This is a genomic window from Streptomyces eurocidicus (assembly GCF_002891295.1).
In the GTDB taxonomy this organism is placed as follows: domain Bacteria; phylum Actinomycetota; class Actinomycetes; order Streptomycetales; family Streptomycetaceae; genus Streptomyces; species Streptomyces eurocidicus.
The window spans coordinates 106,581-132,111 of record NZ_LGUI01000004.1; the positions used below are offsets into that span (position 1 = coordinate 106,581).

1 protein-coding gene is annotated in these 25,531 nt (G+C 73.2%); it reads left to right on the forward strand.

The window, feature by feature from the left end; genetic code table 11:
• The first annotated feature begins 16 nt into the window (after positions 1-16).
• On the forward strand, positions 17-25,474 hold the full coding sequence (locus AF335_RS14755) for a type I polyketide synthase (protein ID WP_102918845.1): 25,458 nt from the start codon (positions 17-19) through the stop codon (positions 25,472-25,474).
• Positions 25,475-25,531: the final 57 nt, after the last annotated feature.

Genomic DNA, 25,531 nt, shown 5'->3' on the forward strand with positions numbered 1-25,531 from the left:
AGGGGTTGGCTTCCTGATGTCCCACGAGGAGAAGCTGCGCGAGTACCTCAAGCGCGCGATCGCAGACCTTCACGAGACGCGTCAGCAATTGGGCGAAACGGAGCAGAAGCAGCGCGAGCCCATCGCGATAGTCTCCATGGCCTGCCGCTTCCCCGGCGGTGTCCGCTCCCCCGAAGAGCTGTGGGAGCTGGCCCGGGACGGCGTTGACGCGATCTCCTCCTTCCCCGGGAACCGCGGCTGGGACCTCGGCGGGCTCTTCCACCCCGACCCCGACCACCCGGGCACCTCCTACGCCCGGGAGGGCGGCTTCCTCCACGAGGCGGGCGAGTTCGACCCCGGCTTCTTCGGGATCTCCCCGCGCGAGGCCCTCGCCATGGACCCCCAGCAGCGGCTGCTCCTGGAGACCGCCTGGGAGGCCGTCGAGCGGGCCGGCATCGATCCGTCGTCCCTCGCGGGCAGCAGCACCGGCGTGTTCGTCGGCACCGGCCACGGAGGCTACGACCACGAGGCCGGCCGGCACCAGGGCGAAGTCGGCGGACACCTGCTCACCGGCAACCTCATCAGCATCGCCTCCGGCCGGATCTCCTACGTCCTCGGCCTGGAGGGCCCCGCCCTGACCGTGGACACGGCCTGCTCCTCCTCACTGGTGGCACTGCACCTCGCGGCGAACGCCCTGCGGCGCGGCGAGTGCTCCCTCGCCCTCGTGGGCGGCGCGACCATCATGTCCACGCCGCAGCTGTACGTGGACTTCTCCCGGCAGCGCGGACTCGCCCCCGACAGCCGCTGCAAGCCCTTCGCGGCCGCCGCCGACGGCACCGGCTGGAGCGAGGGCGTCGGCCTGCTGGTGGCCGAACGGCTCTCCGACGCGGTGCGCAACGGCCACCCCGTCCTCGCCGTGCTGAAGGGCTCGGCCGTCAACCAGGACGGCGCCTCCAACGGCCTCACCGCCCCCAACGGCCCGTCCCAGCAGCGCGTCATCCGCCAGGCGCTGGCCGCCGCCGGCCTCACCGCCGCCGACGTCGACGCCGTGGAGGCGCACGGCACCGGCACCACGCTCGGCGACCCCATCGAGGCCCAGGCCCTCCTCGCCACTTATGGCCAACAGCGCCCCGAGGACCGGCCCGTACTCATCGGCTCCCTCAAGTCCAACATCGGACACACCCAGTCCGCCGCGGGCATCGCCGGCGTCATGAAGATGGTCATGGCGATGCGGCACGGGCAGCTGCCCGGGACCCTGCACACGGACGAGCCCAGCCCCCACGTCGACTGGGACGAGGGCAACGCCAGGCTCCTCACCGCGCTCGAACCCTGGCCCGTGACCGACCGGCCGCGCCGCGCCGCCGTCTCCGCCTTCGGCATCAGCGGCACCAACGCCCACGTCGTCCTGGAGCAGGCACCCCCGAACGAGACCGAACCCGCGCCCGCCCCGGCCACCCGCCCCGGCGCGCTGCCCTGGATCCTGTCCGCGCGCACCGACGACGCCCTGCGGGCCCAGGCCGCGCGGCTCGCCCGCCACGTCCGCGCCCTGCCCCACCTCGAACCGGCCGCCGTCGCCCACTCCCTCGTGGCCGGCCGGTCCCTCATGGAGCACCGCGCCGTCGTCGTCGCCGAGGACCGGGACGCGTTCCTCGCCGGCCTGGACGCCCTCGCCGAGGACCGCACCGCCGCCGGCCTGGTGACCGGCGTCGCCGCCAAGGCGCCCCTCGCCTTCCTCTTCTCCGGCCAGGGCTCCCAGCGCCCCGGCACGGGACGCGAGCTGTACGAGGCCCACCCCGAGTTCGCCAAGGCGTTCGACGCGGTGTGCGCCGAGCTCGACCCGCACCTGGAGCGGCCGGTCCGCGACATCGCCCTCGCCGAGGAGGGCAGCGCGGAGGCCGCCCTCCTCGACCGGACCGCGTACACCCAGGCCGCGCTCTTCGCCCTGGAGACAGCCCTGTTCCGGCTCGTCGAGTCCTGGGGCATGGCACCGCAGTTCGTCGCCGGCCACTCCATCGGCGAGCTCACCGCCGCCCACGTGGCGGGCGTCCTCTCCCTGGCGGACGCCGCCCGGCTGGTCGCCGCGCGCGGCACCCTCATGCAGGCGCTGCCCGAGGGCGGCGCCATGGTCGCGATCCAGGCCACCGAGGAGGAGGCCCTCGTCTCCCTCGCCGGCCACGAGGACAGCGCCTCCCTCGCGGCGGTCAACGGGCCCGACTCCACGGTCGTCTCGGGCGACGAGGAGACCGTCGCCCGCATCGCCGCCCTCTGGGAAGAGCGGGGCCGCCGCACCAAGCGACTGCGGGTGAGCCACGCCTTCCACTCGCCGCGCATGGACGCCATGCTGGCGGACTTCCGGGCCGTCGCCGAGAGCCTGACGTTCCACGCCCCGCGCATCCCCGTCGTGTCCACGGTGACCGGCGAGCTCGCCACCGCCGAGCAGATGCGCTCGCCCGAGTACTGGGTCCGGCAGGTCCGCGAGGCCGTCCGCTTCCACACGGCCGTCCGTACCCTGGAGGCCGAGGGCGTCACCGCCTTCGTGGAGATCGGCCCCCGCGGTGTGCTCACCCCGATGGTCCAGGACTCCCTGACCACCCTCGAAGAGCCCACCGCCGTCCCCCTCCTGCGCACCGGCCGCCCCGAGACGCAGGCCCTCGCCGAGGCCGTCGCCGCCGCCTTCGCGCACGGCGCCCGCGTCGACTGGTCCACCTGCCTCGGCACGCCCGGCGCCACCCCCGTCGAGCTGCCGACCTACCCCTTCCAGCGCCAGTGGTACTGGCTGGACCCGGCCGGCACGACCGGTGAGGGCCAGGCCACCGAAGCGGGCGAAGCCGGATTCTGGGAAGCCGTCGAACGCGAGGACCTGGAGGGCCTGTCGGCCGTCCTCGCCCTCGACGGGAACGAGGCCGACTCGCTGGGCAGCCTCCTGCCCACCCTCTCGGCCTGGCGCAGGCTGCGCAGGACCCAGGCGACGGCGGACGGCTGGAGCTACCGCGCGCACTGGACCCCCCTCACCACCTCCACCGGCCCCACGGCCACCGGGAACTGGCTGGTCGTCCTGCCCGCCGCGGCCACCGACGACCCCTGGGCCGCCCGGCTCCTCGACACCCTCCGCGAACAGGGCCTGCGGACCGAGTCGTTCGTCCTGCCCGGAACCGACGGCTTCGAGCTGCCGGACGGGCCCTTCGACGGCGTCCTCTCCCTCCTGGCCCTCGACGAGGACGCCCACCCGGACCTCCCCTCCGTACCGCGGGGCGTGACCGCCACCACCGCCCTCCTGCGCGCCCTGGAGACCGCGGACATCCGGGCACCGCTGTGGTGCGTGACCCGCGGCGCCGTCGCCGTCGACCGGCGGGACCCGCTCACCGCCCCCGTGCAGGCCCAGGTGTGGGGCCTCGGGCGCGTGGTCGCCCTGGAGGCCCCGCAGAGCTGGGGCGGCCTCGTCGACCTCCCCGAGAACGTGGACGGCCGGATCGCCTCCGGCCTCCTCGACGCGCTCGCCCGGGGCGAGGACCAGGTCGCCGTCCGCCCGGCCGGCACCTTCGCCCGCCGCCTGGCACGCATCACGCCCGGCGGCGACACCGGCGCCGGATGGACCGCCCACGGCACCGTCCTCGTCACCGGCGGCACCGGCGCGCTGGGCGCGCGGCTCGCGCACTGGCTGGTCGACGCCGGAGCGGAACACCTCGTCCTCACCGGCCGCCGAGGCCTCGACGCGCCCGGCGCGCCCGAACTCGCCGCCGCGCTCACCGACCGGGGCGCCAAGGTCACCGTCGCCGCCTGCGACGCCGCCGACCGCGACGCCCTCGCCGCCGTCCTCGCGGACATCCCCGGGGAACTGCCCCTGACCGGCGTCGTCCACGCCGCGGGCGTGCTCGACGACGGCGTGCTCGAAGCGCTCACCCCCGAACGCTTCGAAACCGTCCTGCGCCCCAAGACCACCGCCGCCCTCAACCTGCACGAGCTCACCCGGGACCTGGACCTGGAGATGTTCGTGCTGTACTCCTCGGTCGTCGGCGTCCTGGGCAACGCCGGACAGGCGAACTACGGCGCCGCGAACGCCTTCCTCGACGCCCTCGCCGAACAGCGGCACCACGAGGGGCTGCCCGCCACCTCCGTCGCCTGGGGCCCCTGGGCCGAGCAGGGCATGGCCACGGACGGCGACCTCGCCGACCGGCTGAGCCGCGACGGACTGCTCCCCATGGCCCCCGACCCGGCGCTCGCCGCCCTGCGCCAGGCCCTCGCCCAGGGCATGGCGAACGTGACCGTGGCCGACGTGGACTGGACCGCCTACGCCACCGCCCTGACCGCCGTCCGCCCCAGCCCCCTCATCGGCGACCTGCCCGAGGTCCGCCAGGCCCTCGGCGCCGGCGACCGGCCCCGCGAGGACCGCTCCCCGCTGCGCGACCGGATCGGCGCGCTGCCGGCCGCCGAACAGGAACGCGTCCTGCTGCGGATGGTCCGGGAAGAGGCCGCCAAGACCCTCGGACACCCCTCCCCGGACACCGTCGACCCCCGACGGGCCTTCCGCGAGATGGGATTCGACTCGCTGATGGCGGTCGAGCTGCGCAACCGCGTCTCCGCGGCGGCGGGGCTCCGGCTGCCCGCCACCCTGCTCTACGACCACCCCACGTGCACCGACATCGCCGAGCTCCTGCGGACGGAGATCCTCGGCACCGCCGGGTCCGTCGCGCTCGTGGCGCCCTCGGCCGCCGCCCTCGACGAGCCCGTCGTCATCGTCGGCATGGCCTGCCGCTTCCCCGGCGGCGTGAGCTCCCCGGACGACCTCTGGCGCCTGCTGTCCGAGGGCGCGGACGCGATCTCCCCGCTGCCCGGCGACCGGGGCTGGGACCTCGACCGGCTCTACCACCCCGACCCCGACCACCAGGGCACCAGCTACGCCCGCGACGGCGGCTTCCTCGATGACGCGGCCGGCTTCGACGCGGACTTCTTCGGCATCTCGCCGCGCGAGGCCCTCGCCATGGACCCCCAGCAGCGGCTGCTCCTGGAGACCACCTGGGAGGCCCTCGAACACGCGGGCATCGACCCGGAGACCCTGCGGGGCAGCAGCACCGGCGTCTTCGCCGGCACCAACGCCCAGGACTACCGCACGGTCCTGGACGCGGCACGCGACGAGGTCGCCGGCCACGCGCTCACCGGCAACGCCATGAGCGTGATCTCCGGCCGCGTCTCGTACACCTTCGGCTTCGAGGGCCCGGCCGTCACGGTCGACACGGCCTGCTCGTCGGCGCTGGTCGCCCTGCACATGGCGGTGCAGTCCCTGCGGTCGGGCGAGTGCTCGCTCGCCCTCGCCGGCGGTGTGACGGTGATGTCGTCGCCGTCCGCCTTCGTGGAGTTCTCCCGGCAGCGCGGACTGGCCCCCGACGGCCGCTGCAAGCCCTTCGCGGCGGGCGCCGACGGCACCGGCTGGAGCGAGGGCGCCGGCCTGCTGCTCGTCGAGCGGCTCTCCGACGCCCGCCGCAACGGGCACCGCGTGCTGGCCGTCGTGCGCGGCACGGCGGTCAACCAGGACGGCGCGTCGAACGGCCTGAGCGCCCCCAGCGGCCCCTCCCAGCAGCGCGTCATCCGCCAGGCCCTGGCCAACGCCGGCCTCACCCCGTCCGAGATCGACGCCGTGGAGGCCCACGGCACCGGCACCGCGCTCGGCGACCCCATCGAGGCCCAGGCGCTCCTCGCCACCTACGGACAGGACCGGCCCGAGGGCCGCCCCCTCCTGCTGGGCGCCGTGAAGTCCAACCTCGGACACACCCAGGCCGCCGCCGGTGCGGCGGGCGTGATGAAGATGGTGCTGGCGATGCGCCACGGGGTGCTGCCCCGCACCCTGCACCTCGACGAGCCCACCCCGCACGTCGACTGGACCGGCGGCGCGGTCGAGCTGCTCACCGAGCGGACGGACTGGCCCGGCACGGGCCTCCCGAGGCGGGCGGCCGTCTCCGCGTTCGGTATCAGCGGCACCAACGCGCACGTGATCCTGGAGCAGCCCGAGCCCGAAGAGCCCGAGGCACCGGCCGCGACCCCCGAAGCACCGGCCGCCACCTCCGGAGGAACGCTGCCGCTCCTGCTCTCCGGCAGGACGGAAGAGGCCCTGCGCGCCCAGGCGGAACGCCTGCTGTCCCACCTCGGCGCCGACTCCGCGCCGCGCCTCACGGACGCCGCCTACACCCTGGCGACCGCCCGCACCGGCTTCCCGCACCGCGCCGCCGTCCGGGCCGACGACCACGACGCCGCCGTACGCGCCCTGACCGCCCTGGCCACCGGCGACGCCGACGCCGCCCTCACCACGGGCACGGCGCGCACGGGCAAGGACGCCGTGCTCTTCTCCGGCCAGGGCTCGCAGCGACTGGGCATGGGCCGTGAGCTGTACGCCCGTCACCCCGCGTTCGCGGAGGCTTTCGACGCGGTGTGCGCCGGCCTGGACGAGCACCTGGACCGCCCGCTGCGGGACGTGGTCTGGGGCGAGGACGCGGAGCTGCTGAACCGGACCGCGTACGCCCAGACCGCGCTGTTCGCCATCGAGGTCGCCCTGTTCCGGCTGGTCGAGTCATGGGGTGTGCGCCCGGAGTTCGTGGCCGGGCACTCGGTCGGCGAGATCGCCGCCGCGCACGTGGCCGGAGTCTTCTCCCTGGCCGACGCCTGCGCCCTGGTGGCGGCCCGCGGCCGGCTGATGCAGGCCCTGCCCACCGGCGGCGCCATGGCGGCGATCCGGGCCACCGAGGACGAGATCCGCCCCCACCTGACCGGCGACGTCGCCATCGCGGCGATCAACGGCCCCTCGGCCACCGTGCTCTCCGGCACCGAGGCCGCCGTCGAGGCGATCCGTACCCACTTCGAGGGCGAGGGCAGGAAGACCAGCAGGCTGCGGGTCTCGCACGCCTTCCACTCACCCCTCATGGACCCGATGCTGGACGAGTTCCGCACCGTCGCCGAGAACCTCACCTACGGCACGCCGCAACTCACCGTCGTCTCCAACGTGACCGGCGCCCTCGCCACCCCCGGACAGCTGTGCTCGGCCGAGTACTGGGTGACCCACGTCCGCGAGGCCGTACGGTTCGCCGACGGCGTCCGGGCCCTGCACGACGAGGGCGTGACGCGCTTCCTGGAGCTCGGCCCCGACGGCACGCTCTCGGCCATGGCCCGCGAGTCGCTGCCGGACGAGACCGCCCTCGTACCCGCCCTGCGCAAGGACCGCCCGGAGGAGCCGACGCTCCTCACCGCCCTCGCCCAGCTGCACGTACAGGGCACTGCCCTCAACTGGGACGCGTTCTTCGCCGGCACCGGCGCACGCACCGTCGACCTGCCGACGTACGCCTTCCAGCGCCAGCGGTTCTGGCCCACGCCCGGCCTCACCGGCACCGGGGACATCGGCGCCGCCGGCCTCGAAGCGGCCGGACACCCGCTGCTCAGCACCGCCGTGGAACTGTCCGACAGCGACGGCCTGCTGTTCACCACCCGCCTGTCGCTCCAGTCGCACCCCTGGCTGGCCGACCACACGATCATGGGCTCGGTGCTGCTGCCGGGAACGGCGTTCGTCGAACTCGCCGTCCGCGCCGCCGACGAGGTGGGCTGCGACCGGATCGACGACCTCACCCTGGCCGCGCCGCTCGTCCTCCCCGAGTACGGCGGCGTCCAGCTCCAGCTGCGCGTCGGCCCCGCCGACGAGTCCGGGAACCGTACCCTCACCGCCCGCTCGCGGCCCGAGGGCGACGGCGACCGGCCGTGGGTCCAGCACGCCACCGGCGTCCTCGCGACGGGCGAGCGCGCCCCCGAGCCCGGCCACGACTTCCACGCCGAGCCCTGGCCGCCCACCGACGCCGAGCCCGTCGACCTGACCGGTCTCTACCCGGGCTTCGCCGAGGGCGGGTTCGACTACGGACCCCACTTCCGGGGCCTGCGGACGGCCTGGCGCCGGGGCGACGAGACGTTCGCCGAGGTCGCCCTGCCCGAGATCGCCGAAGCCGACGCCCCCGCGTACGGCCTGCACCCGGCGCTCCTCGACGCGGCCCTGCACGTCTGCGCCGTCAACGGCATGGACCAGGGCGTCGTGCCCTTCTCCTGGGAGGGCGTCTCGCTGCACGCCTCCGGCGCCTCGGCGGTACGGGTCCGCATCGTCCGGCACGGCACCGACACCGTGTCCGTCGACGTCGCCGACACCGAGGGCGGACCGGTCGCCTCCGTCGGCGCCCTGACCGTCCGCGCGGTCTCCGCCGGCCAACTGGGCGGCGGCGCGAGCCCCGTCGCGCGCGACGCGCTGTTCCACGTCAAGTGGAACCCCGTACGCCTGCCCCGGGCCGGCACCGCGGAGACCCCGGCGACGATCGGCACCCTCACCGGCGCGCCCTTCGAGAGCCACGCCGACCTGGCGGCCCTGGCCGGGTCCGGCCGGGTGCCGGCGGTGGTGCTGGCTCCCGTGACGCCCGAGCCCACCGATGTGGTGGAGTCGGCGCACACCACGGCCGCCCGGGCGCTCGGCCTGGCGCAGTCGTGGCTGGCGGACGAGCGGTTCGCGGACTCGCGCCTGGTGTTCGTCACCCGTGGCGCCCTCTCCGGCGACGACCTGGCGGCCGCCACCGTGTGGGGCCTGGTCCGGTCGGCGCAGTCGGAGAACCCCGGCCGCTTCGGCCTGGTGGAGCTGGACGGCGACGCCGACCTGACGGTCCTGCCCCGGGCCCTGGCCTCGGACGAGCCCCAGCTGCTGGTGCGCGGTGGCGAGGTGCTCGCCGCACGGCTGGCAAGGGCACAGGACCGGACGCACGACGCACCCGCCTGGGACGCGACCGGCACGGTCCTGATCACCGGCGGCACGGGCGGCCTGGGCCGTGTGATGGCCCGTCACTTGGTCGCGGAGCACGGCGTACGGAACCTCGTGCTGGTCAGCCGCCGGGGCCCCGCCGCGGAAGGCGCCGACGAGCTCGTCGCCGAGCTGGCCGAGCAGGGCGCCGACGTGACCGTGGAGGCGTGCGACGTCACCGACCGGGCCGCCGTGGCGGATCTGGTGGCACACCACTCGCTCACCGCGGTCGTGCACACGGCCGGCGTCCTCGACGACGGCGTCATCGCATCGCTGACCCCGGAGCGTCTGGCGGCAGTCCTGCGGCCCAAGGTCGACGCGGCGTGGAACCTGCACGAGGCGACCAAGGAACTGGACCTCGACGCCTTCGTCGTCTTCTCCTCCGTGGCCGGCACCGTGGGCAGCGCCGGACAGGGCAACTACGCGGCGGGCAACACCTTCCTCGACGCCCTCGCGCACCACCGCCGCGCCACCGGCCTGCCGGCCGTGTCCCTGGCGTGGGGCCCCTGGTCCCAGGACGGCGGCATGACCGGCACCCTGTCGGACGCCGACCTCCAGCGCATCGCCCGCCAGGGCATGCCCGAACTCACCCCCGCCGAGGGCGTGGCACTCTTCGACGCCGCACTGGCCGCCGACGCCGCGCTCGTACTCCCCGTACGCTTCGACCTGGCCGCGCTGCGCGAGCAGGAGGACATCCCCGCGCTGCTCCGCGGGCTGATCAGGACCCGTGCCCGCCGCTCCACCGTCGCCGCCTCGGCCGCGGCGTCCGGCCTGCTCGGACGCCTCTCCGGACTGGGCGCCGTGGAACGCCGCGAGGTGCTCCTGGACCTGGTGCGCGCCCAGATCGCCGTGGTCCTCGGCCACGCGAACCCGCTGACGGTCGACCCGGCCCGGGCCTTCCAGGAACTGGGCTTCGACTCCCTCACCGCGGTCGAGCTGCGCAACCGGATCAACAAGGCGACGGGGCTGCGCCTCTCGGCCACCGCCGTCTTCGACTACCCCACGGCGGACGCGCTGGTCGGCTATCTGCTGGACGAGCTGTTCGGCGGGGCGACGGAGGAGGCCGCGCCGCCGGTTCCGGTGCCCGCCGTCCTCGCCGACGACCCCGTGGTGATCGTCGGGATGAGCTGCCGCTACCCGGGCGGCGTGGCCTCGCCCGAGGACCTGTGGCGGCTGGTGTCGGACGGTGTGGACGCCGTCTCCGACTTCCCGGCCGACCGCGGCTGGGACGTGGAAGCGCTCTACAGCCCCGACCCGGACGCCCTCGGCACCTCCTACACCCGCTCCGGCGGATTCCTCCACCAGGCCGGGGACTTCGACCCCGAGTTCTTCGGCATGAGCCCCCGGGAGGCACTGGCCACGGACTCGCAGCAGCGACTGCTGCTCGAATCCACCTGGGAGGCGATCGAGCGGGCGGGCATCGACCCGGCGACCCTCCGAGGCAGCCGCACCGGCGTCTTCGCCGGCGTGATGTACAACGACTACAGCGAGATCCTGGTCGGCGACCAGTTCGAGGGCTACCGCGGCAACGGCAGCGCGGCCAGCATCGCCTCCGGCCGCGTCTCGTACACCTTCGGCTTCGAGGGCCCGGCCGTCACGGTCGACACCGCGTGCTCCTCGTCCCTGGTGGCACTGCACTGGGCGGCACAGGCGCTGCGCTCCGGCGAATGCTCCCTGGCGCTCGCCGGCGGTGTCACGGTGATGTCGACGCCGACGACGTTCGTGGAGTTCTCCCGCCAGCGCGGACTCTCCGCCGACGGACGGTGCAAGGCGTTCTCGGACGCGGCCGACGGCGTCGGCTGGGGCGAGGGCGTCGGCATGCTGGTCCTGGAGCGCCTGTCGGACGCGCGCCGCAACGGACACCAGGTCCTGGCGGTCGTACGAGGCAGCGCCGTGAACCAGGACGGTGCCTCGAACGGCCTCACCGCCCCCAACGGCCCGTCGCAGCAGCGCGTGATCCGCCAGGCCCTGGCGAGCGCCGGTCTGTCGGCGGCGGACGTGGACGCGGTCGAGGCCCATGGCACCGGTACGACCCTGGGTGACCCGATCGAGGCCCAGGCGCTGCTCGCGACCTACGGTCAGGACCGCCCCGAGGACCGCCCCCTGCTCCTCGGCACGGTGAAGTCGAACATCGGCCACGCACAGGCCGCCTCCGGCGTCGCCGGTGTGATCAAGATGGTCCTGGCGATGCGCCACGGCGTCCTGCCCAGGACTCTGCACGTCGACGCGCCGTCGTCGCACGTGGACTGGTCGGCCGGGGCCGTCGAACTCCTCACCGAGCCCGCCGCGTGGCCCGAGTCCGAGCGCCGCCGCGCGGGCGTCTCCTCCTTCGGCGTCAGCGGTACGAACGCGCACGTCATCCTGGAACAGCCCGAGCCGGCCGAAGCCGTCGAGGACACCCCGGAGCCCGACGCGGACGTGCTGCCCCTGGTGCTCTCGGGCAGGACCGAGGCGGCCCTGCGCGGCCAGGCGGCACGCCTGCTGTCCCACGTGGCCGGCCACGACGAGCTGTCCGCACGGGACATCGGCTACTCCCTGGCCGTCGGCCGGTCGAGCTTCACCCACCGCGCGGTGGTCCGGGGCACGGAACGCTGCGACCTGGTGCGGGCGCTGTCGGCCGTCGCGGTCGGTGAGACGGGTCCGGGTGTGGTCGCGGGTGCGGTGGGCGCCGGGAAGACGGCGTTCCTGTTCTCGGGTCAGGGTTCGCAGCGGTTGGGTATGGGCCGTGAGCTGTATGCCCGTTTCCCGGTGTTCGCGGAGGCTTTCGACGCGGTGTGCGCGGGGCTCGACGAGCACCTGGACCGTCCGTTGCGGGACGTGGTCTGGGGTGAGGACGCGGAGCTGCTGAACCGGACCGCGTACGCGCAGACGGCGTTGTTCGCGATCGAGGTGGCTCTGTTCCGGCTGGTGGAGTCGTGGGGTGTGCGCCCGGAGTTCGTGGCTGGGCACTCGGTCGGCGAGATCGCGGCCGCGCATGTGGCCGGAGTCTTCTCGCTGCCGGATGCCTGCGCCCTGGTGGCGGCTCGTGGTCGGCTGATGCAGGCCCTGCCCACCGGCGGTGCCATGGTCGCTGTTCAGGCGGCGGAGGCCGAGGTGCTGCCGCTGCTGGCGGAGGGCGTGTCGATCGCGGCCGTCAACGGCCCGTCGTCGGTGGTGGTCTCCGGCGAGGAGACCGCCGTCGAGGCGATCCGTACCCACTTCGAGGGTGAGGGAAGGAAGACCAGCAGGCTGCGGGTGTCGCACGCGTTCCACTCGCCGTTGATGGAGCCGATGTTGGAGGAGTTCCGTGCGGTCGTGGCGGGCTTGTCGTTCGGCACGCCGACGGTTCCGGTGGTCTCGAATCTGACCGGTGGGCTCGCCGAGTCGGGGCAGTTGGCCTCTGCCGAGTACTGGGTGCGTCATGTGCGTGAAGCGGTGCGCTTCGCCGACGGCATCCAGGCACTGACCGCGGAAGGCGTGACCCGGTTCCTGGAACTCGGCCCCGACGGAGTCCTGTCGGCCATGGCCGGGGAATCGGTGTCCGAGGACGCCGTCCTCACACCCGTCCTGCGCAAGGACCGGCCCGAGGACACGGCGATCCTGGACGCCCTGGGCCGGATGTACGTCCAGGGCGTACGGGTGGACTGGCCGGCGCTGTTCGCCGGTACCGGCGCCCGGCAGGTCGACCTGCCGACGTACGCGTTCCAGCACGAGCGGTTCTGGCCCGCGGGCGGGGCGCTGCGTGCCGGTGACGTACGGTTCGCGGGTCTGGGTTCGGCGGAACACCCGCTGCTGGGTGCTGCGGTGGAGTTGGCGGGTTCGGGTGGGCTGTTGTTCACCGGGCGGCTATCCACCACTTCGCATGCGTGGCTCGCGGATCATGTGGTGATGGGTTCGGTGCTGGTGCCGGGTACGGCGCTGGTGGAGCTGGCGTTGCGTGCTGCTGATGAGGTTGGTTGCGACGTTCTGGAGGAGTTGACCCTCGCCGCGCCGTTGGTGCTGCCGGCTTCCGGTGGTGGTGTTCAGGTGCAGGTGTGGGTCGGTGAGCCCGATGAGTCCGGCAACCGGGCCGTGGCGGTGCATTCGCGTGAGGGTGAGGAGCCGTGGACGCTGCACGCGAGCGGTTCGGTGACCACCGGATCCGAGGCGCCCGTTTTCGATACCTCGGTGTGGCCTCCCGCAGGTGCCGAGCCGGTTGATGTGGAGGGCTGCTACGACCGGTTCGCCGAGTCCGGGTTCCTCTACGGCCCGGCCTTCCAGGGCCTTCAGGCGGCCTGGAAGCTGGGTGAGGACGTCTATGCCGAGGTCCGGCTGCCCGAGGGCACGGACGGTGCGGCCTACGGTCTGCACCCGGCACTCTTCGACGCCGCGCTGCACGCGTCGGCGTTCGGCGGGGGAGACGACGAGGGCGGCGTCCCGTTCTCGTGGACCGGTGTGTCGCTGCACGCCGTCGGCGCCTCGGACCTCCGCGTCCGTGTCCGCCGCGCCGGGAACGGGATGTCGCTCGCGATGACCGACCCGGCCGGAGCGCCGGTCGCCTCGGTGGGCTCGCTGATCCTGCGGCCGGTCTCCGCGGACCAGCTGCGGACCGGCGACCGGGACTCCCTCTTCACGCTCGACTGGACGCCCGTGCCGGTCACGGACGCGCGCGTCGAGCTCGAACCCGGCCCGGACGGAGAACCGCTCCGTACGCACACGGACCTGGAGTCCCTGACCGGGGCCGAGATCCCCGCGGTCGTACTGGCCGCCCGGACCGCCTGTGCCACCGACGTCGTGGCGTCCGTGCACGAGGCGACCGCCTGGGCGTTGGGTCTGGTGCGGTCGTGGTTGGCGGACGAGCGGTTCGCGGAGTCGCGTCTGGTGTTCGTGTCCCGTGGTGCAGTGTCGGGTGATGACCTCGCAAGTGCTGCTGTGTGGGGTCTGGTGCGGTCGGCGCAGTCGGAGAGCCCGGGCCGGTTCGGTCTGGTGGATCTGGACGGCGACGCCGACGTGACGGTGCTGTCGCAGGCGCTCGCCACCGATGAGCCGCAGTTGCTGATCCGTGACGACCAGGTTCTCGCGGCCCGTCTCGCGCGAGCGGAGGCCCGGAACGATGTCACGTGGGACGCGACGGGCACGGTTCTGATCACCGGTGGTACGGGTGGTCTCGGCCGTGTGATGGCTCGTCACCTGGTGGCGGAGCACGGCGTACGGAGCCTGCTCCTCGTCAGCCGCAGCGGCCTCGCGGCCGCAGGCGCCGACGAGCTCGTCGCCGAGCTGGCCGAGCAAGGTGCCGATGTGACCGTCGAGGCGTGCGATGTCACCGACCGGGCTGCTGTGGCGGATCTGGTGGCACGGCATTCGCTCACCGCGGTCGTGCACACGGCCGGCGTTCTGGATGACGGCGTCATCGCGTCGCTGACCCCGGAGCGTCTGTCGGCCGTTCTGCGGCCCAAGGTGGACGCGGCGTGGAACCTGCACGAGGCGACCAAGGGTCTGGAGCTCGACGCGTTCGTGGTCTTCTCCTCCGTCGCGGGCACGTTCGGTGGTTCCGGTCAGGCCAACTACGCGGCGGGTAACACCTTCCTCGACGCCCTGGCCCACCACCGCCGGACGCAGGGGCTCCCGGCCGTGTCACTGGCGTGGGGCCCCTGGTCCCAGGACAGCGGCATGACCGGCACTCTCACGGACGCCGACGTTCAGCGCATGGCCCGTTCCGGGATGCCGCCGCTGTCGGCCGAGGAAGGCGTCGCCCTCTTCGACGCCGCCCTCGCCGCCACCGAGCCCATGGTGCTCCCCGTCCGCCTGGACCTCGCGGCCCTGCGCGCCCAGGGGGAACCCCAGCCGTTGCTGCGCGGTCTGATTCGTACCCGCACCCGGCGCACGTCGGCGTCCGGTACGGCCGTCGCCTCCGGTCTCGTACAGCGCCTGACCGGCCTGTCCGAGGGCGAGCGGCGCGCGGTGCTGCTGGACCTGGTGCGCGACCGGATCGCCGTGGTCCTGGGCCACGCCCACCCGGAGACCATCGACGCGTCGAAGGCGTTCCAGGACCTCGGCTTCGACTCCCTGACCGCGATCGAGCTCCGCAACGGACTGGGCAAGGCCACCGGCCTGCGGCTGTCGGCGACGGCCGTGTTCGACTACCCGACGGCCGACGCCCTGGCCGGTCACCTCCTCGACGAGCTGTTCGGCGCGGACACGGACGAGGCGTCCCTCGTACCGGCCCTGCCGCCGCTGACGGACGACCCGGTCGTCATCGTCGGGATGAGCTGCCGCTTCCCCGGCGGGGTCACCTCCCCCGAGGACCTGTGGCGGCTGGTGTCGGACGGTGTGGACGCCGTCTCCGGCTTCCCGACCGACCGCGGCTGGGAGATCGACGACACGTACGACCCGGAGCGCGAGGGCGCCATCGCCACCCGCTCCGGCGGATTCCTGCACGACGCCGGGGAGTTCGACCCCGAGTTCTTCGGGATGAGCCCCCGGGAGGCCCTGACCACCGACTCCCAGCAGCGCCTGCTGCTGGAGACGACATGGGAGGCGCTTGAGCGCGCCGGCATGGACCCGGCCGCCCTGCGCGGCAGCCGGACCGGTGTCTTCGCGGGCGTGATGTACCACGACTACTCCCAGCTCCTCGCCGGGCGCGAGTTCGAGGGATACCAGGGCAGCGGCAGCGCGGGAAGCGTGGCCTCGGGCCGGGTGTCCTACAACTTCGGCTTCGAGGGCCCGGCCGTCACGGTCGACACCGCGTGCTCGTCGTCGCTGGTCGCGCTGCACCTGGCCGCGCAGTCGCTGCGGTCGGGCGAGTGCTCCCTGGCGCTCGCCGGCGGTGTGACGGTGATGTCCACCCCGCTGACCTTCGTGGAGTTCTCCCGCCAGAACGGCCTCTCCCCGGACGGGCGCTGCAAGGCGTTCGCCGACGGCGCCGACGGCGTGGGCTGGTCCGAAGGCGTCGGCATCCTGGTCCTGGAGCGGCTCTCGGACGCCCGCCGGAACGGGCACCGGATCCTGGCGACGGTGCGAGGCAGCGCCGTGAACCAGGACGGTGCCTCCAACGGCCTCACCGCTCCCAACGGCCCGTCGCAGCAGCGCGTCATCCGGCAGGCCCTGGCCAGCGGCGGTCTGTCCACCGCCGACGTCGACGTCGTCGAGGCCCATGGCACCGGTACGACCCTGGGTGACCCCATCGAGGCCCAGGCGCTGCTCGCGACCTACGGACAGCACCGGCCGGAGGACCGGCCGCTGCTGCTCGGCACGGTGAAGTCGAACATCGGTCACACACAGGCCGCGGCGGGCGTCGCGGGTGTGATCAAGATGGTGATGGCGATGCGCCACGGTGAGCTTCCGCGCACCCTGCACGTCGACGCGCCGTCGAGCCACGTCGACTGGACCGCCGGGGCGGTGGAGCTGCTGACCGAGCCGACCACCTGGCCCGAGGCCGGCCGGCCTCGGCGCGCGGGCGTGTCCTCGTTCGGGATCAGCGGTACGAACGCGCACGTGATCCTGGAGCAGCCGGAGCCGGCCGAGGCCGAGGAGCCGCAGGCCGGCGCGGACACGGACGGGCTCGTGCCGGTCGTGCTGTCCGCCAGGTCCGCGACCGCGCTGCGGGACCAGGCCGCACGACTGCTCTCCCACCTCGACGCCGACCCCGGAACGCGGCTCACGGACGTCGCGTACTCGCTGGCGACGAGCCGCTCGGGCTTCCACCACCGCGCGGTGCTGCTGGCCGCCGACCGGGACGCCCTGGCACGCCCCTTGGCCGCGCTGGCCGAGGGCCGGAGCGACGCGGGCGTCGTGGCGGAAGGCGAGGCCCGCACGGGCAAGCGCGCCTTCCTGTTCTCGGGTCAGGGCTCGCAGCGGTTGGGCATGGGCCGTGAGCTGTACGCCCGTTTCCCGGTGTTCGCGGAGGCTTTCGACGCGGTGTGCGCGGGCCTGGACGAGCACCTGGACCGCCCGCTGCGGGACGTGGTCTGGGGCGAGGACGCGGAGCTGCTGAACCGGACCGCGTACGCGCAGACGGCGCTGTTCGCGATCGAGGTCGCCCTGTTCCGGCTGATGGAAGCCTGGGGCGTACGCCCCGACCACCTGCTGGGCCACTCCGTCGGTGAGATCGCCGCCGCGCACGTCGCCGGTGTCTTCTCCCTGCCGGACGCCTGCGCCCTGGTGGCGGCACGCGGCCGACTCATGCAGGCGCTGCCCACGGGCGGCGCGATGGCGGCGATCGGGACCACGGAGGAGGAGGTCCGGCCGCTGCTGACCGAGGACGTCGCGATCGCGGCCGTCAACGGTCCGTCGTCGGTGGTGATCTCCGGGGCCGAGGCCGCCGTCGAGGCGATCCGTACCCACTTCGAGGGTGAGGGCAGGAAGACCAGCAGGCTGCGGGTCTCGCACGCGTTCCACTCGCCGCTGATGGAGCCGATGCTGGACGAGTTCCGCGCGGTCGCCGAGCGCGTCGCGTACGGCACGCCCGGCATCCCGCTCGTCTCCGACGTCACCGGCGAGCCGGCCACCGCCGAGCAACTGTGCTCGGCCGAGTACTGGGTGTCCCACGTCCGCGAGGCCGTACGGTTCGCCGACGGCGTGCGCGCACTGGGGGCCCAGGGGGTGACCGTGTTCCTGGAGCTCGGCCCCGACGGCGCCCTCTCCGCGCTCGCTGCGGAGTCCGCGCCGGACGGAGCCGTGCTCACCCCCGTACTGCGCAAGGACCGCGCCGAGGAAACGGCGCTGCTCACGGCCTTGGCACGGCTGCACGTCCAGGGCGTGCCGGTCGACTGGACCGCCGTGTTCGCCGGTACCGGCGCCCGGCAGGTCGACCTGCCGACGTACGCCTTCCAGCGCACTCGGTTCTGGCCCGCGGCGACCGGGGCCCGCTCCGGTGACGTCCGGTCGGCGGGTCTGGGTTCGGCGGAGCATCCGTTGCTGGGTGCTGCGGTGGAGTTGGCGGGTTCGGGTGGGCTGTTGTTCACCGGGCGGTTGTCGACCACTTCGCATGCGTGGCTCGCGGATCATGTGGTGATGGGTTCGGTGCTGGTGCCGGGTACGGCGCTGGTGGAGCTGGCGTTGCGTGCTGCTGATGAGGTTGGTTGCGACGTTCTGGAGGAGCTGACTCTCGCTGCCCCGTTGGTGTTGCCGGCTTCCGGTGGTGGTGTGCAGGTGCAGGTGTGGGTCGGTGAGCCTGATGAGTCGGGTAACCGGGCGGTGGCGGTGCACTCGCGTGAGGGTGAGGAGCCGTGGACGCTGCATGCCAGCGGTTCGGTGGCCACCGGATCCGAGGTACCGGTCTTCGATACCTCGGTGTGGCCTCCCACGGGTGCCGAGCCGGTCGATGTGACGAGCTGCTACGAGCGGTTCGAGGACGGCGGGTTCGCTTACGGGCCGGTGTTCCAGGGCCTTCAGGCTGCCTGGAAGCTTGGCGACGAGGTGTTCGCCGAGGTCCGGCTGCCCGAGGGCACGGACGGTGCGGCCTACGGTCTGCACCCGGCGCTCTTCGACGCCGCGCTGCACGCGTCGATGGCGGCCGGGGGAGAGGCTGAAGCCGCCGTCCCGTTCTCGTGGACCGGTGTCTCGCTGCACGCCTCCGGCGCCTCGCACATCCGTGTCCGAATCCGTGAGGTCGACGGCGGAGCGTCGCTCGCGATCGTGGACCCGGCGGGTGCGCCCGTCGCCTCGGTCGAGTCGCTCGTCGTACGTCCGATCTCCGCGGATCAGCTGCGGACCGGCGACCGGGACTCCCTCTTCACGCTCGACTGGACCGGGGTTCAGCTCGCCGGTGAGCCCCTCGGGTCGCTCGCCGTACTGGGCGAGGACACCGAGGACCTCTTGAAGGAGCTCCCGCTCCAGGCCCACGCGGATCTGGCAGCCCTCGCCGGGAACGGCGTTCCCGACGTCGTGCTCGTCCCGGCGTCCGCGGGTTCCGCCGACGTCGTGGAGTCCGTGCATGAGGCGACAGCCTGGGCACTGGGCTTGGTGCAGTCGTGGCTGGCGGACGAGCGGTTCGCGGACTCGCGTCTGGTGTTCGTGTCCCGTGGTGCCGTGTCGGGTGACGATCTCGCAAGTGCTGCTGTGTGGGGTCTGGTGCGGTCGGCGCAGTCGGAGAGTCCGGGCCGGTTCGGTCTGGTGGATCTGGCGGGTGATGCCGATGTGACGGTGCTGTCGCAGGCGCTCGCCACCGATGAGCCGCAGTTGCTGATCCGTGACGGTCAGGTCCTCGCGGCCCGTCTCGCCCGGGCGGAGGCGCAGAGCACCGCAGATGTCACGTGGGACGCCTCGGGCACGGTCCTGATCACCGGCGGTACGGGTGGCCTCGGCCGTGTGATGGCCCGTCACCTGGTCGCGGAGCACGGCGTACGGAACCTCGTGCTGGTCAGCCGTCGGGGCCTCGCCGCGGAAGGCGCCGAGGACCTCGTCGCCGAGCTCGCGCTGCGTGGCGCGACCGCCGCCGTCGAGGCGTGTGATGTCACCGACCGGGCTGCTGTGGCGGACCTGGTGGCACGGCATTCGCTCACCGCGGTCGTGCACACGGCCGGCGTTCTGGATGACGGCGTCATCGCGTCGCTGACCCCGGAGCGTCTGTCGGCCGTTCTGCGGCCCAAGGTGGACGCGGCGTGGAACCTGCACGAGGCGACCAAGGGTCTGGAGCTCGACGCGTTCGTGGTCTTCTCCTCCGTCGCGGGCACGTTCGGTGGTTCCGGTCAGGCCAACTACGCGGCGGGTAACACCTTCCTCGACGCCCTGGCCCACCACCGCCGGACGCAGGGGCTCCCGGCCGTGTCACTGGCGTGGGGCCCCTGGTCCCAGGACAGCGGCATGACCGGCACTCTCACGGACGCCGACGTTCAGCGCATGGCCCGTTCCGGGATGCCGCCGCTGTCGGCCGAGGAAGGCGTCGCCCTCTTCGACGCCGCCCTCGCCGCCACCGAGCCCATGGTGCTCCCCGTCCGCCTGGACCTCGCGGCCCTGCGCGCCCAGGGGGAACCCCAGCCGCTCCTGCGCGGTCTGATCCGTACCCGCACCCGGCGCACGTCGGCGTCCGGTACGGCCGTCGCCTCCGGTCTCGTACAGCGCCTGACCGGCCTGTCCACGGCGGACCGGCGTGAGGTACTGCTGGACGTCGTACGCGGTCAGATCGCGACGGTCCTCGGACATGCCGGATCCGCGGAGATCGACCCGACCCGGGCCTTCCAGGACCTCGGCTTCGACTCCCTGACGGCTGTCGAACTGCGCAACCGGGTCAACGACGTGACCGGCCTGCGTCTCTCGGCCACCGCGGTGTTCGACTACCCGACGGCGGACGCGCTGGTGGGCCTGCTGCTGGACGAGCTGTTCGGCGCGGAGCCCGTGGTGTCGTCGCCGGTGCGGGTACCGGCCGTCGTCACGGACGATCCCGTGGTGATCGTCGGGATGAGCTGCCGCTATCCGGGCGGCGTGGCTTCGCCCGAGGACCTGTGGCGGCTGGTGTCGGACGGTGTGGACGCCGTCTCCGACTTCCCGGCCGACCGCGGCTGGGACGTGGAGGCGCTCTACAACCCCGACCCCGGGCACACGGGGACGAGCTACACCCGCGCGGGCGGGTTCCTCAAGGAGGCGGCGGAGTTCGACCCCGCATTCTTCGGGATGAGCCCCCGGGAGGCGCTGGCGACGGACTCGCAGCAGCGGTTGCTGCTGGAGACGACGTGGGAGGCGCTTGAGCGCGCCGGCATCGACCCGGCCGCCCTGCGCGGCAGCCAGACCGGTGTCTTCGCGGGCGTGATGTACAACGACTACGCCAATCTCGTCGCCGGACCCGAGTTCGAGGGTCACCAGGGCAGCGGCAGCGCGGGCAGCGTGGCCTCGGGCCGGGTGTCCTACACCTTCGGCTTCGAGGGCCCGGCCGTCACGGTCGACACCGCGTGCTCGTCGTCGCTGGTCGCGCTGCACCTGGCCGCGCAGTCGCTGCGTACGGGAGAGTGCTCCCTGGCCATGGCGGGTGGTGTCACGGTGATGTCGACGCCGACGACGTTCGTGGAGTTCTCGCGTCAGCGTGGCCTCTCCCCGGACGGGCGGTGCAAGGCGTTCTCGGACGCGGCTGACGGTGTCGGCTGGGGTGAGGGTGTCGGCATGCTGGTCCTGGAGCGCCTGTCGGACGCGCGCCGCAACGGGCACCAGGTCCTCGCGACGGTGCGGGGCAGCGCGGTGAACCAGGACGGTGCCTCGAACGGTCTTACGGCTCCCAACGGTCCGTCGCAGCAGCGCGTGATCCGTCAGGCGCTGGCGAGTGCCGGGCTGTCGGCGGCGGACGTGGACGCGGTCGAGGCGCACGGTACGGGCACCACGCTGGGCGACCCGATCGAGGCCCAGGCGCTGCTCGCGACCTACGGTCAGGACCGCCCCGAAGACCGCCCGCTGCTCTTGGGCTCGGTGAAGTCGAACATCGGTCACGCGCAGGCCGCGGCGGGCGTCGCGGGTGTGATCAAGATGGTGATGGCGATGCGCCACGGTGAGCTTCCGCGCACCCTGCACGTCGACGCGCCGTCGTCGCACGTGGACTGGTCGGCCGGGGCCGTCGAACTCCTCACGGAGCCGACGGCCTGGCCGGAGGGCGCCGGATGGCGACGCGCCGGTATCTCCTCGTTCGGGATCAGCGGTACGAACGCGCACGTGATCCTGGAGCAGCCGGAGCCGGCCGAGGCCGAGGAGCCGCAGGTCGGCGCGGACACGGACGGGCTCGTGCCGGTCGTGGTGTCCGCCAGGTCCGCGACCGCGCTGCGGGACCAGGCCGCACGACTGCTCTCCCACCTCGACGCCGACCCCGGACTGCGGGCCACGGACCTCGCCTACTCGTTGGTGACGGCCCGGTCGAGCTTCGGACACCGCGCAGTGGTGTGGGGCGTCGGCCGACACGATCTGGTGCGGGCGCTGTCGGCCGTCGCGGTCGGTGAGACGGGTCCGGGTGTGGTCGCGGGTGCGGTGGGCGCCGGGAAGACGGCGTTCCTGTTCTCGGGTCAGGGTTCGCAGCGGTTGGGTATGGGCCGTGAGCTGTATGCCCGTTTCCCGGTGTTCGCGGGGGCTTTCGACGCGGTGTGCGCGGGGCTGGATGAGCATGTGGAGCGTCCGTTGCGGGATGTGGTCTGGGGTGAGGACGCGGAGCTGCTGAATCAGACCGCGTACGCCCAGACCGCGCTGTTCGCCATTGAGGTGGCTCTGTTCCGGCTGGTGGAGTCGTGGGGTGTGCGGCCTGAGTTCGTGGCCGGGCACTCGGTGGGTGAGATCGCGGCCGCGCATGTGGCTGGTGTGTTCTCGCTGGCTGATGCCTGCGCTTTGGTGGCGGCTCGTGGTCGGCTGATGCAGGCGCTGCCCACGGGCGGTGCCATGGTCGCTGTTCAGGCGGCGGAGGCCGAGGTGCTGCCGCTGCTCACGGAGGGCGAGGGCGTGTCGATCGCGGCCGTCAACGGCCCGGCTTCAGTGGTGGTCTCCGGAGCCGAAGAAGCCGTACTCGCCATCGCCGCCCACTTCGAGGGTGAGGGAAGGAAGTCGAGCAGGCTGCGGGTCTCGCACGCGTTCCACTCGCCGTTGATGGACCCGATGCTGGAGGAGTTCCGCGCGGTCGTGGCGGGCTTGTCGTTCGGCACGCCGACGGTTCCGGTGGTCTCGAACCTGACCGGTGGGCTCGCTGAGCCGGGGCAGTTGGCCTCTGCCGAGTACTGGGTGCGTCATGTGCGTGAAGCGGTGCGTTTCGCCGACGGCATCCAGGCGCTGACCGCGGAAGGCGTGGCCCGGTTCCTGGAACTCGGCCCCGACGGCACGCTCTCGGCCATGGCCCGCGAGTCCCTGCCCGAGGAGACCGCACCTGTTCCCCTCCTGCGTAAGAACAGGGGCGAGGAGACCGCTGTATTCGAAGCCCTGGGGAAGTTGTACGTCCAGGGCGTGCGGGTGGACTGGCCGGCGCTGTTCGCCGGTACCGGTGCGCGTCAGGTCGATCTGCCGACGTACGCCTTCCAGCACGAGCGGTTCTGGCCCGCGGGCGGGGCGCTGCGTGCCGGTGACGTCCGGTCGGCGGGTCTGGGTTCGGCGGAACACCCGCTGCTGGGCGCTGCCGTGGAACTGGCCGGTTCCGGTGGGCTGCTCTTTACGGGCCGTTTGTCGGTTTCGTCGCATGCGTGGCTCGCGGATCATGTGGTGATGGGTTCGGTACTGGTGCCGGGTACGGCCCTGGTGGAGCTCGCGTTGCGTGCTGCCGATGAGGTCGGTTGCGACGTCCTGGAGGAGCTGACCCTCGCCGCCCCGCTGGTGCTGCCGGCTTCCGGCGGCGGTGTGCAGGTGCAGGTGTGGGTCGGTGAGCCCGACGAGTCCGGCAACCGGGCCGTGGCGGTGCACTCGCGTGAGGGTGAGGAGCCGTGGACGCTGCACGCGAGCGGTTCGGTGACCACCGGATCCGAGACACCGGCCTTCGACACCTCGGTGTGGCCTCCCACGGGTGCCGAGCCGGTCGATGTGGAGGGCTGCTACGACCGGTTCGCCGAGTCCGGGTTCCTCTACGGCCCGGCCTTCCAGGGCCTTCAGGCGGCCTGGAAACTGGGTGAGGACGTCTACGCCGAGGTCCGGCTGCCCGAGGGCACGGAGGGTGCGGCCTACGGTCTGCACCCGGCACTCTTCGACGCCGCGCTGCACGCGTCGATGGCGGCCGGGGGAGAGGCCGGAGCCGCCGTCCCGTTCTCGTGGACCGGTGTGTCGCTGCACGCCTCCGGCGCCTCGCAAGTGCGGGTGCGCCTGAGCCGGACCGAGGACGGTGTGTCGATCGCGATGGCCGATGCGGCCGGAGCGCCGGTCGCCTCGGTGGACTCGCTCGTCGTACGTCCGATCTCCGCGGACCAGCTGCGGACCGGCGATCGGGACTCCCTCTTCACGCTCGACTGGACCCGCGTCGAGTCGACGGGCGAGCCCATCGGTTCGCTCGCCGCGCTCGGCAAGGACCCCGAGGGCCTCATGAACGGGCTCGCCCTGCAGTTCCACGCCGATCTGGACGCCTTGAGCGAGGCGGACGCCCCCGAGGTCGTACTGGTCGCGCCGTCCTCCGGCGCCGCCGGCACCGTGGAGTCCGTGCACGAGGCGACCGCCCGGGCGTTGGCTCTGGTGCGGTCGTGGCTGGCGGACGAGCGGTTCGCGGACTCGCGCCTGGTGTTCGTGACCCGTGGCGCGACAGCCGGTGACAACCTCGCCGGAGCCGCTGTCCAGGGCCTGGTCCGTTCCGCGGGGTCGGAGAACCCGGGCCGCTTCGGCCTGGTGGACCTGGACGGCGGAAGCGACACCGACGTGACCGTTCTGCCTCGGGCTCTCGCGTCCGACGAACCGCAGTTGCTGCTGCGCGGAGGTCAGGTGCTCGCGGCCCGTCTCGCCCGGGCGGAGGCGCAGAGCACCGCAGATGTCACGTGGGACGCCTCGGGCACGGTTCTGATCACCGGTGGTACGGGTGGTCTGGGTCGTGTGATGGCTCGTCACCTGGTGGCGGAGCACGGCGTACGGAGCCTGGTGCTGGTCAGCCGCAGTGGCTTGGCCGCCGCAGGCGCCGAGGAGCTCGTCGCCGAGCTGGCCGAGCAGGGTGCCGATGTGACCGTCGAGGCATGTGATGTGACTGACCGGGCCGCTGTGGCGGGCCTGGTGGCACGGCATTCGCTCACCGCGGTCGTGCACACCGCCGGTGTTCTCGATGACGGTGTCATCGCGTCGCTGACCCCGGAGCGTCTGTCGGCCGTTCTGCGGCCCAAGGTGGACGCGGCGTGGAACCTGCACGAGGCGACCAAGGATCTGGACCTCGACGCCTTCGTGGTCTTCTCCTCCGTCGCGGGCACCTTCGGCAGCTCCGGCCAGGCCAACTACGCGGCCGGCAATGCGTTCCTCGACGCCCTGGCACACCACCGCCGGGCGCAGGGAATGCCCGCGGTGTCCCTGGCATGGGGCCCCTGGGCCCAGGACGGGGGCATGACCGGCACCCTCACGGAAGCCGATCTCCAGCGGATCGCCCGCTCGGGCATGCCCGAGCTGTCGGCCGCGGAGGGCGTGGCACTGTTCGACGCCGCTCTCGCCGCCGGGCCCGTGCTGCTGCCCGTCCGCCTGGACCTCGCGGCCCTGCGTGCTCAGGGTGAGCCCCTGCCGCTGCTGCGCGGTCTGATCCGTACCCGCACCCGGCGCACGTCGGCGTCCGGTACGGCCGTCGCCTCCGGTCTCGTACAGCGCCTGACCGGGCTGTCCGCGGCCGAGGCGCACGAGGTCGTGCTGGAGACCGTACGGGGCCAGATCGCGATCGTGCTGGGTCACGACGGAGCAGCGGAGATCGACCCGGACCAGGCGTTCCAGGATCTCGGCTTCGACTCCCTGACCGCGATCGAGCTCCGCAACCGGCTGAGCACGCTCGCCGAGGTCAGGCTTCCGGCGACCCTGCTCTTCGACCACCCGACGCCGGTCGAACTCGTCGACCATCTCCTGACGCGGATCGCACCCGAGTCGGCCTCCGGCCCGGAAGCGCTTCTGAACGAGCTCGACAGGCTGGAGAAGGCGTTCGGTGGACTCGACGTCACGGAGGAGGCCCACGAGCAGATAGCGGGCCGCCTGGAGCTGCTCATGGCGAAGTGGGGCGCCCTGCGGGACGCCGGCGCGGGAGCCGACCGTGAAGCCGCCTCGGACGACGAGGACTTCGACTTCGACTCCGCCTCCGACGACGAGGTCTTCGACCTCCTCGACAACGAGCTCGGACTGTCCTGACCCGAGAGGCACGACGAAGCGGCCCGCACCGGATGTTCCCGGTGCGGGCCGCTTCGT